Here is a 13,296-nt window from a genome sequence, read left to right as displayed (position 1 = left end):
CCGGGCGGGGGGTCACTCGTCCAGGGTCAGACCCTTGCGGAGCTTGGCCAGCGTGCGGGAGAGCAGCCGGGAGACGTGCATCTGCGAGATGTTCAGCTCCTCGCCGATCTCCGACTGCGTCATGTTGCTGACGAACCGGAGCGAGAGGATCATCCGGTCCCGGGCGGGCAACGCGGCGATCAGCGGCTTCAGGGACTCGACGTACTCGATGCCTTCGAGCCCGTGGTCCTCGTAACCGATGCGGTCCGCGAGGGCGCCCTCGCCCTCGTCCTCCTCGGGCTTGGCGTCCAGCGAGCTGGCGGTGTACGCGTTGCTCGCGGACATGCCCTCGACGACCTCGTCCGTGGTGATGCCGAGACGCTCGGCCAGCTCCGCCACCGTGGGCGCGCGGTCCAGCTGCTGGGAGAGCTCGTCGCCCGCCTTGGCCAGGTCGAGCCGCAGCTCCTGGAGCCGGCGCGGTACGCGCACGGACCAGCTGGTGTCACGGAAGAAGCGCTTGATCTCGCCGACGATCGTCGGCATCGCGAAGGTGGGGAACTCCACGCCGCGGCTCAGCTCGAACCGGTCGATCGCCTTTATCAGACCGATGGTGCCGACCTGGACGATGTCCTCCATCGGCTCGCTGCGGGAGCGGAACCGGGAGGCGGCGAACTTGACGAGCGCGAGGTTCAGCTCGACGAGGGTGTTGCGGACGTAGCTGTACTCGTGGGTGCCCTCTTCGAGGGACTCCAGCCGCTCGAAGAGCGTCTTCGACAGGGCCCTGGCATCCAGAGCGCCCACTTCGGCGTACGGCGGTATCTCGGGAAGACCTTCGAGCCCTTCGAGCCCTTCGAGGTTCTCACCGGAAGCGCCGGAGAAGTCTGAGGTGGTGCTGGTGGTACGAGAGGTACCGGTGGTGCTGGCGCGCGGGCCGGGAACGGCGCTCGCGGCGGGGGAGTCGGAATTGGTCGGTCCCTGAGGACATGCCGACGACGCGTTCTGGGTACGCGCTACGTCGAGCCGGGGTGACATGGTTCTCCTCCATCGTTCTCGGCATATGGCTGCCGATGCCCATACGTGTTCCTGCGGTGAAGCGGCGCCTCCGAAGCCGGTCGCATTTCTGGTGTCCCTCTACCCATACCCGGTCTTGACCAGCAGTGACAAGCGCCAATTGCCGCTATATGTCCGGTTTGTTGAGGTCTCCGACTACCGTGTGGCGTGCGGAACGCGTACTGTTTTACGCACGTCGGCGGCAGCTATGCATACAGCCGCACAGGCAGTGACGCGCACAGTGACGAACGGCGAAGAGGAACAGGCATGGACCGCGGGACGGTCGGGAGTGCGAACCGGGGCCGGCTTCAGGTCGAGGCCCGGACCGAGGGGCGCAGCGAGGTGGTGACCCCGGTGGGTGAGCTCGATCACCACACCGCGGATCTGCTGCGCGAGCCCCTGGAGAGTGCGGTCGAGCAGGGGCGGTCGCGCCTGGTGGTCGACTGCTCCCGCCTGGATTTCTGCGATTCCACCGGGCTGAACGTGCTCCTCGGCGCCCGCCTCAAGGCGGAGGCGGCCGGAGGGGGCGTCCACTTGGCCGGAATGCTGCCCGTCGTGGCGAGAGTGTTCGAGATCACCGGCGCGGAGGCGGTCTTCACCGTCCACGCCACGCTCGAAGACGCCCTGGCCACGTGACCCGGGCGCGACCGTGCGACCTGGACATGCCTGTTGTCGGCTGCGTCGCGCGATCGTGTGCCTCAAGTGGGTGTTGTTGCGACATGGCAGGGCAGGAGACACCCCGGCGGTGCCCCGCAAGGGTTCCGGCACACTCGGTAACTGATCACTATCTGTTCAACGGCGACATGGCGACTCGGTGAGGTGAAGCGCTGATGAGCACCACCCGGCAGCATCCGCCGGGCGACCTCGGTCGCGAGCCGGACGGAGCGGGCTCAGCCTCGCCCGTTCCGGCCGAGCGGCAGTGGCGCACGCTGTCGCTCGCACAGGCCGGCGGCATCGTTCCGACGGCTCGGGACTTCGCCCGGCAGGCGCTGGGCGACTGGGGCTGGCTCCCGGCGTCCACCGCCGACCGCAGGGCCGCCGCCGAGGACGTCCTGCTGGTCGTCTCCGAGCTGGTGACCAACGCCTGCCTGCATGCGGAGGGCCCCGAGGAGCTCCGCATCGGCCGCACCCCCAAGGGGCTGCGGGTGGAGGTCGTCGACCGGGGGGCCGGGCAGCCCGCCCCCCGTACGCCGCACCGCGCCGGCCGCCCCGGGGGCCACGGCATGTTCATCGTGCAGCGCCTCTGCCTCGACTGGGGCGTGCTGCGTACGCCGGACGCTCCCGGCAAGACCGTCTGGGCGGAGCTCGCCGCTCCCGCGTAGGGCCCGCCCCTCCCTCTCGCGCGAAAAGAGCGCGCCGGATCGGCGCGCTCTTTGTCTTCCCTCCATCAGGTGTCGGGCGTACCTTGAGCGCCCAATCTGATGCACCGTCAGAAATGTGCGCCCGTACGGGTCGTGGCGTCCGGCGGCGTCCGGCAGGAGGGGAACACGAGGTGCCGAACCAGAATCGGACAGCTCTCGCGCTGGCACACCAAGTGCGCGCCGAAGGAAGAGGTGCGGCCGGGCGCCACGATCAAGGTCACCGAGGGCGGCGGGGCTGACAGCGGCGGTACGGACTCGGGCGGTGGACTGGCCGTCATCGGGGCCGAGGACGGCGGCGCGCTGAGGGCGCTCGGCCTGGTCGTCGGCACCGCGATCCTGCTGGGCGGCGCGGTGTTCACGTTCACCCCCTGGCGGAAGCTGCGCGGCACGCGCTGAGCGCTCCTGGCGCGCGCTGAGCACTCCCGGCCCGCCACGCGGTCCCGGCGGGACTTGGTCCCGGCATGACGGAGGGCCGCCGCACCGGAGTGTTCCGGTGCGGCGGCCCTCGGTCGTACGTACGTCCCCGGGCGGGGCCTACGGAGCGTGCGTCAGCGGACGTCGCCCATGAGCTGCTTGACCTTGCCGCGGTACATGAAGATCGCGATACCGGCGGCGACGGCGAGCGTCGCCTCCAGGGCCACCACCCCGGTGCCGTTGAGCTCCACACCGGCCAGCGAGAGCAGACCCGTGGTGCAGTCACCGGCGGTGACGGCGAGGAACCAGACACCCATCATCTGGCTGGCGTACTTCGCCGGTGCCATCTTCGTGGTGACGGAGAGGCCGACCGGGGAGAGCGTCAGCTCGGCCACGGTCTGGATGAAGTAGATCGCGACCAGCCACATCGCGGCGGCCTTGTGGCCGTCACCCGCGATGGTCAGCGGCATCAGGAAGACGAAGAACGAGGCGCCGACCAGCACGAGGCCGGAGCTGAACTTCACGATCGTGCTCGGCTCCTTGCCACGCCGGTTCAGGGCGAGCCAGAAGGTGGCGAAGACCGGCGCCAGCGCCATGATCAGCACCGGGTTGACCGACTGGTACCAGGAGACCGGGAAGTCCCAGCCGAAGACGCTGTTCTCGGCGGAGGACTCGGCGAAGATCGAGAGCGTCGAGCCGCCCTGGTCGTAGATCATCCAGAAGATGGCCGCGGCCACGAAGAACCAGATGTACCCGGTCATCTTCGACTGCTCGGCGGCGCTGAGCTCCTTGTCGCGCTTGATGCGCGTGAGGACCATCACCGGAATGACCAGACCCGCGATCGTGATCGGGACCAGCAGCCAGTTCAGCGTGTAGACGCCGGTGACGACCGTGCCGATGTAGAAGACGGCGGCGACGCCCAGCCAGATCATCGACTTGCGCAGCGTGGCGGCGCGCTCGTCCTTGGAGAGCGGCTTCGGGACGACGAGGCTGCGCTCGTTCAGGTGGCGGGTGCCGATGAGGAACTGGACCACACCCAGGCCCATGCCGAGCGCGGCGAGGGCGAACCCGAGGTGCCAGTTGACGTTCTCGCCCACGGTGCCGATCACCAGGGGAGCCGCGAAGGCGCCCATGTTGATGCCCATGTAGAAGATCGTGAAGCCACCGTCGCGGCGCGGGTCCTCCGGGCCGTCGTAGAGGTGGCCGACCATCGTGGAGATGTTGGACTTCAGCAGGCCGGAGCCGATGGCCACCAGGCCGAGGCCCGCGAAGAAGGTGCCCTCGGAGGGCAGGGCCAGGGTCAGGTGGCCGAGCATGATGATGCCGCCCGCGATGGCGACGGTCTTGCGCGGACCCCAGACCCGGTCGCCGAACCAGCCGCCGGGCATGGCGAGCAGGTACACCAGCGACAGGTAGACGGAGTAGATCGCGGTCGCCGTGCCGGCATCCATGTCGAGCCCGCCGGGCGCGATCAGGTAGAGCGGAAGCAGTGCCCTCATGCCGTAGTAGCTGAAGCGCTCCCACATCTCCGTCATGAAGAGTGTGGCCAGGCCGCGGGGGTGGCCGAAGAAGGTCTTCTCGCCGGAACTGGGCGAGTCCTTCGTCAGGCTGGACGCCATGGTCGATCCTTGCTGGTCGGGACGCGCCGCCTCGTGAGCGGTACGCGCCCGGTGGGGGGCAGCCGGCACCGGCGCGGCGTACCCCGTCCCCACGCCTGAGGGGGACGTGCTCCGTGCGGCCGGGCTCCTGGCGGGGCTCGGCGTGGAGCGGGGAAGAACCGCGTCGGGATCCACACCCGGGGCGCGTCCTCGCGTTCCGGGCCCGGCTCACAGGTCATTCACTCAGAGCGGGCCGGCGGGAACCGGCCCCGCACACAAAAGGGACCCTTGGCGCTCATGGCTGCCCAAAGGTCCTTGAGTAGTGCAACAGGCGTCGGGACACCATACGACACGACACGGCGGGATATGAAAGGACTTGAGACATGGATCACAGGTCCTGATGGAACCAGGCTCCCATATTCAAAGGTCCCCATCCTCTTTGTGGCACTGACCCGCAGGTGACGTCGCGTGCCTCACTCCGGGCCTCCCGGCCGGACTACCATCAGTCCATGACCCGTGTACTGCTCGCCGAGGACGACGCATCCATCTCGGAGCCCCTGGCCCGCGCACTGCGTCGGGAGGGTTACGAGGTCGAGGTCCGCCAGGACGGTCCGACCGCGCTCGACGCCGGACTCCAGGGCGGTATCGACCTGGTCGTCCTCGACCTGGGGCTGCCCGGGATGGACGGTCTCGAAGTCGCCCGCAGACTCCGGGCCGGCGGCCACGCCATCCCGATCCTGGTGCTGACGGCCCGCGCGGACGAGGTCGACACGGTCGTCGGCCTGGACGCGGGCGCCGACGACTACGTCACCAAGCCGTTCCGGCTCGCCGAACTGCTCGCCCGGGTCCGCGCCCTGCTGCGCCGCGGCTCCTCCGAGCCCGTTCCGCAGCCCGCCACCCACGGCGTCAGGATCGACGTCGAGTCGCACCGCGCCTGGATGGGCGAGGAGGAACTCCAGCTCACCGCCAAGGAGTTCGACCTGCTGCGGGTCCTCGTCCGGGACGCCGGCCGGGTCGTCACCCGCGACCAGCTGATGCGCGAGGTCTGGGACACCACCTGGTGGTCCTCCACCAAGACCCTCGACATGCACATCTCCTGGCTGCGCAAGAAGCTCGGTGACGACGCCGCCAATCCGCGCTACATCGCCACCGTCCGGGGCGTCGGCTTCCGGTTCGAGAAGAGCTGACGTACGAAGCACCCATGCGTGAAGAGCTGACGTACCGAGCACCCATGCGTCCCGTGCGTCCTGTGCGTCCCGTGCGTCCTGAGAACCGTCCCGACGGCCCCATGAGGCGGCGGGTATGCGTCGCCGGCTGATCAACTCCACGCTCGCCGTGGTGCTCGTCGTCATCGCCGTCTTCGGCGTCTCGCTGGTGATCGTGGAGACCCGCACCATCAGCGCCAGCGCCCAGGAGAGCGTCGAGTCCGAGGCGCTCCGGCTGATCAGCGTGGTCGAGAGCCGGCTGCTGGGGGAGGAGGCGATCAACTCCGGCGTGCTGGCCGAGCAGATCGACCCGGCCCGGTACGCGCTGATCGAGATCCCCGGCCGCAAGCCCATCTCCGTCGGTGACCGCCCCACCGGCTCCGTCCTGCGCGCCACCGAGACCGGCGAAGGGGGCGAGAAGGTCACCGTCGAGGAGTCCCGCTCGTCCGTCACCCGCGAGGTCGGGCGCACCCTCCTGATCATCGGCGCGGTGGCGCTGCTGGCGATCATCTCGGCCGTGCTCCTCGCCGTACGCCAGGCCAACCGGCTGGCCTCCCCGCTCACCGACCTCGCCGAGACCGCCGAACGCCTCGGCTCCGGGGACCCCCGCCCGCGCCACAAGCGGTACGGAGTGCCCGAGCTGGACCGGGTCGCCGACGTCCTGGACTCCTCGGCCGAGCGGATCGCCCGGATGCTGACCGCCGAACGCCGGCTGGCCGCGGACGCCTCGCACCAGCTGCGGACACCGCTGACCGCGCTCTCCATGCGGATCGAGGAGATCTCCGTCACCGACGACCCCGAGACGGTCAAGGAGGAGGCGAACATCGCCCTCACCCAGGTCGAGCGCCTCACCGACGTCGTCGAGCGGCTCCTGACGAACTCCCGCGACCCGCGCACCGGCTCCGCCGTCGTCTTCGACCTCGACGAGGTCATCAAGCAGCAGCTCGAGGAGTGGCGCCCCGCCTACCGCTCCACGGGCCGGGCCCTCGTCTGCTCCGGCAAGCACGGGCTGCGGGCCGTCGGCACCCCGGGCGCGGTCGCCCAGGTCCTGGCGGCGCTGATCGAGAACTCCCTCATGCACGGCGGCGGCACCGTCGCCCTGCGCACCCGGGTCACCGGCAACCAGGTGGTCATCGAGGTCACCGACGAGGGCCCCGGCGTCCCCGCCGAACTGGGGGCGCGCATTTTCGAGCGGGCCATCAGCGGCCGCAACTCCACCGGCATCGGCCTGGCCGTCGCCCGCGACCTGGCGGAGGCGGACGGCGGGCGGCTGGAACTGCTCCAGCAGCACCCGGCGGTCTTCGCGCTCTTCCTCAGCCGGGTCCCGGTCGACCGCAGGCCCCCTGAGCGCCCGGTGCGCTGAACAACGACGGACGCCGCACGTCAGTTCCGTACGGGATCGGGCTCTACGGTCTCCGCCGGCCGCCGCTGCTCCAGAAACCGCTCCGCGGAGCGCGCGGCCTCCTCTGCGCGAGGAGTCTCCGCGGCAGAGGCCTCTGCGGCAGGGGTCTCGGCGGGCGGGGCCTCGACGGGACGGATCTCGGCGGGGAGCGCCTTGAAGACCCACGTGCGGTAGGACCAGAAGCGGAAGAGGGTCGCGAGCCCGATGCCGAGGATCTTGAAGACGTTGCTCTGGACCGGGCTGTTCCAGTCGAAGCCGTACGTCGCCAGGTACAGCACACCGTTCTCGATCACCGCGCCCGCCGCGCTGAACAGCAGGAAGAGCGTCAGCTCGCGGGTCCGGCCGGTCTTGTCACGGTCCCGGTAGGTCCAGTAGCGGAAGCCCACGTAGTTGCAGAGGATCGCGACGAAGGTCGCCAGCACGCTCGCCCGGACGACCTGGAGATCGGTCGTGTGCCGGAGCAGGTTGAAGACGGCGATGTTGACCAGCAGTCCCACCGCGCCGACCGCGCCGAACTTGGCCACCTCCCGGGCCAGCAGATCAAGCCGGGCCCGCAGTGCGCCCCGTTCGCTCATGGTGATCGCTCAGTCCGTCCGTTCGATGGCGTCGACGCAACCGCGTCAACCCCGCCATGCTAACCAGCCCACCCGTGTGACGCCCGTGAGTCCACGGGGGCGGCGGCCGTGCGGCCATCCGTACGGCCGTCCGGGGACCACCGGCGTGGCGGATACCCTGGACACGTGACGTTCCCGGTAGTCGGCATGGTCGGCGGCGGTCAGCTCGCCCGCATGACCCACGAGGCGGGTATCCCCCTCGGCCTGAAATTCAAGCTGCTCAGTGACACCCCCAGGACTCGGCGGCCCAGGTGGTCAGCGAGGTCGTCATCGGCGACTATCGCGACCTGGACACCCTGCGCGCCTTCGCGCGCGGCTGCGACGTGATCACCTTCGATCACGAGCACGTGCCGACCGAGCATCTGCGCGCCCTGGAGGCGGACGGCATCCCCGTGCGCCCCGGCCCCGATGCCCTGGTGCACGCCCAGGACAAGGGGGTGATGCGCGCCAGGCTGGCGGAGATCGACGCCCCCTGCCCCCGTAACCGCATCGTGAGCGACCCGGCCGACGCCGCCGCGTTCGCCGAGGAGGTCGGGGGCTTCCCCGTCATCCTCAAGACCGTGCGCGGCGGGTACGACGGCAAGGGCGTGTGGGTGGTGCGCTCCGAGGAGGACGCCGCCGACCCGTTCCGCGCCGGGGTCCCGGTCCTCGCGGAGGAGAAGGTCGACTTCGTACGGGAGCTGGCGGCCAACATCGTCCGCTCGCCGCACGGCCAGGCCGTCGCCTACCCGGTCGTCGAGTCCATCCAGGTCGACGGCGTCTGCGACACGGTGATCGCCCCGGCCCCGGAGCTGGACGAGACCCTGGCCGGCGAGGCCCAGCAGCTCGCGCTGCGCATCGCCGCGGAGCTGGACGTCGTCGGACACCTCGCGGTGGAGCTGTTCGAGACGCGAGACGGCCGCATCCTGGTCAACGAGCTGGCGATGCGCCCGCACAACTCGGGCCACTGGACCATGGACGGCGCGATCACCTCGCAGTTCGCCAACCACGTACGGGCGGTCCTCGACCTCCCGCTCGGCGACCCGCGCCCCCGCGCCCCCTGGACGGTCATGTGCAACGTCCTGGGCGGCGACTACCCGGACATGTACCAGGGGTACCTGCACTGCATGGCCCGCGACCCGCAGCTCAAGATCCACATGTACGGCAAGGACGTGAAGCCCGGCCGCAAGGTCGGCCACGTCAACACCTACGGCGACGATCTGGCGGACGTGCGGGAGCGCGCCCGGCACGCGGCCGACTACCTGCGAGGAACGATCACCGAATGACTTCCCCCGGCACCGGATCCCCCGCCGCCCCTCTCGTCGGCATCGTCATGGGCTCCGACTCCGACTGGCCCGTCATGGAGGCGGCGGCCAAGGCGCTCGACGAGTTCGAGATCCCCTACGAGGTCGACGTCGTCTCCGCCCACCGCATGCCGCGCGAGATGATCGCGTACGGCGAGGAGGCCGCGGGCCGTGGCCTGAAGGCGATCATCGCGGGCGCGGGCGGAGCGGCCCACCTGCCCGGGATGCTGGCCTCGGTCACCCCGCTGCCGGTCATCGGCGTGCCGGTGCCGCTGAAGTACCTGGACGGCATGGACAGCCTGCTCTCCATCGTCCAGATGCCCGCCGGGGTGCCGGTCGCCACCGTCTCGGTCGGCGGAGCACGCAACGCGGGCCTGCTCGCCGCCCGGATCCTGGCCACGCAGGACCCCGCGCTCCAGGAGCGGATGCGGGAATTCCAACAGGAGCTGAACGACCAGGCGACGGAGAAGGGCAAGCGGCTGCGCTCCAAGGTCCAGGGCTCGGACTCCTTCGGCTTCGGAAAGTAGGAGGCGGCCCCATGGATCACCTCGCGCGCGCCCGCGAACTCCTGGCCGCCCACCCCGTCGTCGACGGCCACAACGACCTCCCCTGGGCCCTGCGGGAACAGGTCGGCTACGACCTCGACGCCCGGGACATCGCCGCCGACCAGCGCGGCCTGCTCCACACCGACCTGAACCGGCTGCGGGCCGGCGGGGTCGGCGGCCAGTTCTGGTCGGTGTACGTCCGCACCGACCTCACCGGGGACGCGGCCGTCAGCGCCACCCTGGAACAGATCGACGTCGTCGGCGAGCTGATCGCCCGCTACCCGACGCACCTGCGACGGGCGCTCACCGCCGACGACCTGGAGAAGGCCCGCGCCGAGGGCCGGATCGCCTCCCTGATGGGCGCCGAGGGCGGCCACTCCATCAACAACTCGCTGGGCACCCTGCGCGCCCTGTACGACCTGGGCGTCCGCTACATGACGCTCACCCACAACGACAACATCGACTGGGCCGACAGCGCGACGGACCTGCCGCGCCTCGGCGGCCTCTCCGCCTTCGGCCACGAGGTCGTCCGCGAGATGAACCGCATCGGCATGCTCGTCGACCTCTCGCACGTGGCGGACGGCGTCATGCGCGACGCGCTCGCCACCAGCACCGCGCCGGTGATCTTCTCGCACTCCTCGGCCCGCGCCGTCTGCGACCACCCGCGCAACATCCCCGACGACGTGCTGGCGGCCCTCCCGGCCAACGGGGGCGTCGCGATGGCGACCTTCGTCCCGAAGTTCGTGCTGCCCGAGGCCGTCGCCTGGACCCTGGCCGCCGACCGCAACATGCGCGAGCACGGGCTGCACCACCTCGACACCACCCCGGTCGCGATGCGCATCCACGAGGACTTCGAGGCGGCTTACCCGCGCCCCGAGGCCACCGTCGCCACCATCGCGGACCACCTCGACCACATGCGCGCCGTCGCGGGCATCGACCACATCGGCATCGGCGGCGACTACGACGGCACGGCGTTCACCCCGCGCGGCCTGGAGGACGTCGCCGGCTACCCGAACCTGATCGCCGAGCTCCTGCGACGTCACTGGTCCGAGGGCGACCTCGCCAAGCTGACCTGGCAGAACTCCGTACGGGTGCTGCGCGACGCGGAAGCGGTGGCCCGCGACGAGCAGAGCAGGCGCGGCCCGTCCCACGCCACGATCGCCGAGCTGGACGGCTGACGCCTACCGGTCGCTCCCCCCGCCGCCCACCGCCGCGAACGGTCCCCCCGGACCGAAGGCGAACGCCCCGAAGCGTTCGCCCATGCGGCGGTGGGCGGCGGCGTCCGGGTGCAGCCGGTCGGGCAGCGGCAGCTCGGCGTGGTCGGCCTCGCCGTACAGGGTGAGGCCGTCCAGGTAGGACAGCCACGGGTCGTCGGCCGCCCGCTCCGCCACGATCCGTGCCAGCTCCTCCCGTACGACGCGCAGCGTCAGCTTGCCGCGAGCCGCGTCGGCCGGGTCACCCAGGGCCGTGAACCGCACCCGCCCGTCGGAGACGTCCGGGGCGGCGGGCCCCGGGGTGTCCTCGTGGACGGGGCAGAGAACGGGCGAGACGACGAGCAGCGGCGCGGTGGGATGCCCGTCGCGGACGGTGTCGAGGAACCCGTGCACGGCCGGGCCGAAGTCGCTCAGCCCCATCGCGTCGTGGTTGACGACATTGATGCCGATCTTGACGCTGATCAGGTCGGCGGGGGCGTCCCGCAGAGCGCACGCGACGAACGGATCGAGGAGCGCGCTGCCTGCCAGCGAGACGTTGACCAGCTCCACACCTCCCGCCGCGGCGGCCAGAGCGGGCCAGGCGGTGGCGGAGCTGTCGGCCGATGACCCCTGGCTGATGGAGCTGCCGTGATGCAGCCAGACCGGCCGGCCGTCCGGCTCGGGCGCCTCGACCGGAGCATCGGTGCGCAGCCCGGTCAGCTCTACGGTCTCGGTGTACGGCAGCCAGATCTCGACGGTCTTCTCCCGCGCGGGCAGCCCGGTGAAGGACACGGTCCCGGGGCTGCCCGGGAACAGCTCCCGCGACCCGTCGGACAGGTCGACCATCAGCACGTTGCCGCCGCTCGCCGTGGCCCGGCCGGCCGCTTCCCCGTCGACGTACACGTCGTACGCACCGTTCGGGAGGGGCGGGAGCCCCCGGTGCCCCACCACCGTGCGCAGGACGTCCAGCTCCACGGCGGTGGCCCGGGTCCAGAAGACCACGCGCACCCCCGAGGGCTGCGACTCCGCCTGCGCCACCTGCTCGTCGCCGCCGGCCCGCGCCCGGGCCGGGGCGGGCAGCCGGTGGGGGAGGAGACCGCCGCGCGCGGTGCGCTCCAGGTCGAGCGCGCCGCGCAGAAGGTCGGCGGTGAGCGGGGTGGTGATCCAGCCGTGCGAGTCGTCCATGGCCTCAGCCTGTCCACGGGAGGCGGGGCGAAGCCAATGGGCCGGCTAGGCCTTCGGGCGGCCCATCGCCCGGTAGGTCCATCCGGCCTCGCGCCACACCGCGCTGTCCAGGGCGTTGCGCCCGTCCAGGATGATCCGGCGGGCGGCCGCCTCGCCCAGCTCGGCCGGGTCCAGCTCGCGGAACTCGCGCCACTCCGTCAGGTGCAGCACCACATCCGCGCCGCGCACGGCCTCCAGCGCCGAGTCCGCGTACCCGAGGGTCGGGAACAGCTGGCGGGCGTTGTCCATCCCCTTCGGGTCGAACACGGTCACCTGGCCGCCCTGGAGGTGGATCTGCCCGGCGACGTTGAGCGCGGGGGAGTCGCGTACGTCGTCGGAGTCGGGCTTGAAGGTGGCGCCCAGCACCGCCACCCGCGTGCCGAGGAACGACCCGCCGCCCACGGCCTCGCGGGCCAGCTCCACCATGTGGCCGCGGCGCCGCATATTGATGGAGTCGACCTCGCGGAGGAAGGTGAGCGCCTGGTCCGCGCCCAGCTCACCGGCGCGGGCCATGAAGGCGCGGATGTCCTTGGGCAGGCAGCCGCCGCCGAAGCCGATACCGGCCCGCAGGAACTTCTTCCCGATCCGGTCGTCGTGCCCGATGGCCTCGGCGAGCTTCACGACGTCTCCGTCGGCGGCCTCGCAGACCTCGGCCATCGCGTTGATGAAGGAGATCTTGGTGGCGAGGAAGGAGTTGGCGGAGGTCTTGACCAGCTCGGCGGTCGGGAAGTCGGTGACGACGAACGGCGAGCCCTCGGCGACCGGTACGGCGTACACCTCGCGGAGCAGCTTCTCGGCGTTCTCGCTCGTGACGCCGACGACGATCCGGTCGGGGTGGAGGGTGTCCTGCACGGCGAAGCCCTCGCGGAGGAACTCCGGATTCCAGGCCAGCTCGGCCCCGGCCCCCACCGGAGCCAGCTCGGCGAGCCGGTCCGCGAGCCGGGCGGCGGAGCCCACAGGGACGGTCGACTTGCCGACGACCAGGGCCGGCCGGGTCAGACGCGGGGCGAGGGCGTCGAAGGCGCTGTCCACGTAGCTCATGTCGCACGCGTACTCGCCGTGCTTCTGCGGAGTGTTCACACAGACGAAGTGGACGTCGCCGAACTCCGCGACCTCCTCCCAGGAGGTGGTGAAGCGCAGCCGCCCGGTGGACCCTTCGATGCCCGCGACATGCCGCTGAAGCAACTCCTCCAGACCCGGCTCGTACATCGGAACCCGCCCGGCGGACAGCAGCTCGACCTTCTCCGGAACGATGTCGAGCCCCAGGACCTCGAAGCCCAGCTCGGCCATGGCCGCGGCATGGGTGGCGCCGAGATAGCCGGTGCCGATCACAGTGATCCTGAGGGCCATGGAGTGCTCCTGGGAGGTACGGACGGACGTGCGGACCGAGCATAGTCGCGGACCCGGAGGCCGGAATTCACCGCCGGA

At 70.9% G+C, this 13,296-nt stretch carries 12 protein-coding genes and 1 pseudogene; 8 read left to right on the top strand and 5 right to left on the bottom strand.

Annotation, left to right across the window (positions count from 1 at the left end; translation table 11 throughout):
* Positions 1 to 12: 12 nt before the first annotated feature.
* Positions 13 to 1,011: an RNA polymerase sigma factor SigF gene (locus CCZ36_RS12395; RefSeq protein WP_069737474.1), complete on the bottom strand. Its 999-nt coding sequence runs from the start codon at positions 1,009 to 1,011 to the stop codon at positions 13 to 15.
* Positions 1,012 to 1,296: 285 nt separating this feature from the next.
* On the opposite strand from CCZ36_RS12395, the gene CCZ36_RS12390 reads away from it, so the two are divergent.
* From CCZ36_RS12390 to CCZ36_RS12380, 3 genes are all read left to right on the top strand, one after another.
* Positions 1,297 to 1,665: an STAS domain-containing protein gene (locus tag CCZ36_RS12390; protein WP_069737475.1), complete on the top strand. Its 369-nt coding sequence runs from the start codon at positions 1,297 to 1,299 to the stop codon at positions 1,663 to 1,665.
* Between the two features lie 194 nt (positions 1,666 to 1,859).
* Entirely contained in the window at positions 1,860 to 2,351 is a 492-nt protein-coding gene (locus CCZ36_RS12385; protein WP_069737476.1) for an ATP-binding protein, read from the top strand.
* 99 nt (positions 2,352 to 2,450) lie between these two features.
* Positions 2,451 to 2,786 (top strand): hypothetical protein, encoded by a 336-nt coding sequence (locus tag CCZ36_RS12380; protein WP_128817656.1) that lies wholly within the window; start codon positions 2,451 to 2,453, stop codon positions 2,784 to 2,786.
* A 152-nt stretch (positions 2,787 to 2,938) separates the two neighbouring features.
* Here CCZ36_RS12380 and CCZ36_RS12375 read toward each other — a convergent pair whose 3' ends face one another.
* A complete protein-coding gene (locus CCZ36_RS12375; RefSeq protein ID WP_069737478.1) occupies positions 2,939 to 4,423 on the bottom strand; it encodes an oligopeptide:H+ symporter in 1,485 nt (494 codons plus the stop codon).
* 488 nt (positions 4,424 to 4,911) lie between these two features.
* On the opposite strand from CCZ36_RS12375, the gene CCZ36_RS12370 reads away from it, so the two are divergent.
* A complete protein-coding gene (locus tag CCZ36_RS12370) occupies positions 4,912 to 5,589 on the top strand; it encodes a response regulator transcription factor (RefSeq protein WP_069737479.1) in 678 nt (225 codons plus the stop codon).
* A gap of 115 nt (positions 5,590 to 5,704) precedes the next feature.
* Complete coding sequence (locus tag CCZ36_RS12365; protein WP_069737480.1) at positions 5,705 to 6,970, top strand: ATP-binding protein; 1,266 nt, start codon at positions 5,705 to 5,707, stop codon at positions 6,968 to 6,970.
* Positions 6,971 to 6,990: 20 nt separating this feature from the next.
* Here the strand turns inward: CCZ36_RS12365 and CCZ36_RS12360 are convergent, their stop codons facing one another.
* Positions 6,991 to 7,584: a GtrA family protein gene (locus tag CCZ36_RS12360; protein ID WP_069737481.1), complete on the bottom strand. Its 594-nt coding sequence runs from the start codon at positions 7,582 to 7,584 to the stop codon at positions 6,991 to 6,993.
* 213 nt (positions 7,585 to 7,797) lie between these two features.
* On the opposite strand from CCZ36_RS12360, the pseudogene CCZ36_RS12355 reads away from it, so the two are divergent.
* From CCZ36_RS12355 to CCZ36_RS12345, 3 genes and pseudogenes are all read left to right on the top strand, one after another.
* Positions 7,798 to 8,888 (top strand): annotated as a pseudogene (locus tag CCZ36_RS12355) (5-(carboxyamino)imidazole ribonucleotide synthase).
* A complete protein-coding gene (gene purE, locus CCZ36_RS12350) occupies positions 8,885 to 9,433 on the top strand; it encodes a 5-(carboxyamino)imidazole ribonucleotide mutase (protein WP_069737482.1) in 549 nt (182 codons plus the stop codon). Before CCZ36_RS12355 ends, purE begins: the two are co-directional and overlap by 4 nt.
* A gap of 11 nt (positions 9,434 to 9,444) precedes the next feature.
* Entirely contained in the window at positions 9,445 to 10,629 is a 1,185-nt protein-coding gene (locus CCZ36_RS12345; RefSeq protein WP_128817655.1) for a dipeptidase, read from the top strand.
* Between the two features lie 3 nt (positions 10,630 to 10,632).
* On the opposite strand, the gene CCZ36_RS12340 is transcribed toward CCZ36_RS12345, so the two are convergent.
* Together CCZ36_RS12340 and CCZ36_RS12335 are read right to left on the bottom strand one after the other, a co-directional pair.
* Positions 10,633 to 11,829, bottom strand: a complete 1,197-nt coding sequence (locus CCZ36_RS12340; RefSeq protein ID WP_128817654.1) for a GDSL-type esterase/lipase family protein — start codon at positions 11,827 to 11,829, stop codon at positions 10,633 to 10,635.
* 45 nt (positions 11,830 to 11,874) lie between these two features.
* Entirely contained in the window at positions 11,875 to 13,218 is a 1,344-nt protein-coding gene (locus CCZ36_RS12335; RefSeq protein ID WP_069737485.1) for a UDP-glucose dehydrogenase family protein, read from the bottom strand.
* Between the last annotated feature and the right edge of the window lie 78 nt (positions 13,219 to 13,296).

Source organism: Streptomyces sp. S063 (assembly GCF_002832675.1).
GTDB classification, from domain to species: Bacteria; Actinomycetota; Actinomycetes; order Streptomycetales; family Streptomycetaceae; genus Streptomyces; species Streptomyces sindenensis.
The sequence above is the reverse complement of the archived record's forward strand: the minus strand, read 5'-3'. Positions and strand labels throughout refer to the sequence as shown.

Excerpts from the sequence above, each read along its gene's own strand:
- CCZ36_RS12375 (WP_069737478.1), bottom strand. The coding sequence starts at position 4,423 with ATGGCGTCCAGCCTGACGAAGGACTCGCCCAGTTCCGGCGAGAAGACC.
- CCZ36_RS12360 (WP_069737481.1), bottom strand. The coding sequence starts at position 7,584 with ATGAGCGAACGGGGCGCACTGCGGGCCCGGCTTGATCTGCTGGCCCGG.
- CCZ36_RS12395 (WP_069737474.1), bottom strand. The coding sequence starts at position 1,011 with ATGTCACCCCGGCTCGACGTAGCGCGTACCCAGAACGCGTCGTCGGCA.
- CCZ36_RS12385 (WP_069737476.1), top strand. The coding sequence starts at position 1,860 with ATGAGCACCACCCGGCAGCATCCGCCGGGCGACCTCGGTCGCGAGCCG.
- CCZ36_RS12345 (WP_128817655.1), top strand. The coding sequence starts at position 9,445 with ATGGATCACCTCGCGCGCGCCCGCGAACTCCTGGCCGCCCACCCCGTC.
- CCZ36_RS12370 (WP_069737479.1), top strand. The coding sequence starts at position 4,912 with ATGACCCGTGTACTGCTCGCCGAGGACGACGCATCCATCTCGGAGCCC.
- CCZ36_RS12340 (WP_128817654.1), bottom strand. The coding sequence starts at position 11,829 with ATGGACGACTCGCACGGCTGGATCACCACCCCGCTCACCGCCGACCTT.
- CCZ36_RS12380 (WP_128817656.1), top strand. The coding sequence starts at position 2,451 with ATGCACCGTCAGAAATGTGCGCCCGTACGGGTCGTGGCGTCCGGCGGC.
- CCZ36_RS12390 (WP_069737475.1), top strand. The coding sequence starts at position 1,297 with ATGGACCGCGGGACGGTCGGGAGTGCGAACCGGGGCCGGCTTCAGGTC.
- purE (WP_069737482.1), top strand. The coding sequence starts at position 8,885 with ATGACTTCCCCCGGCACCGGATCCCCCGCCGCCCCTCTCGTCGGCATC.
- CCZ36_RS12335 (WP_069737485.1), bottom strand. The coding sequence starts at position 13,218 with ATGGCCCTCAGGATCACTGTGATCGGCACCGGCTATCTCGGCGCCACC.
- CCZ36_RS12365 (WP_069737480.1), top strand. The coding sequence starts at position 5,705 with ATGCGTCGCCGGCTGATCAACTCCACGCTCGCCGTGGTGCTCGTCGTC.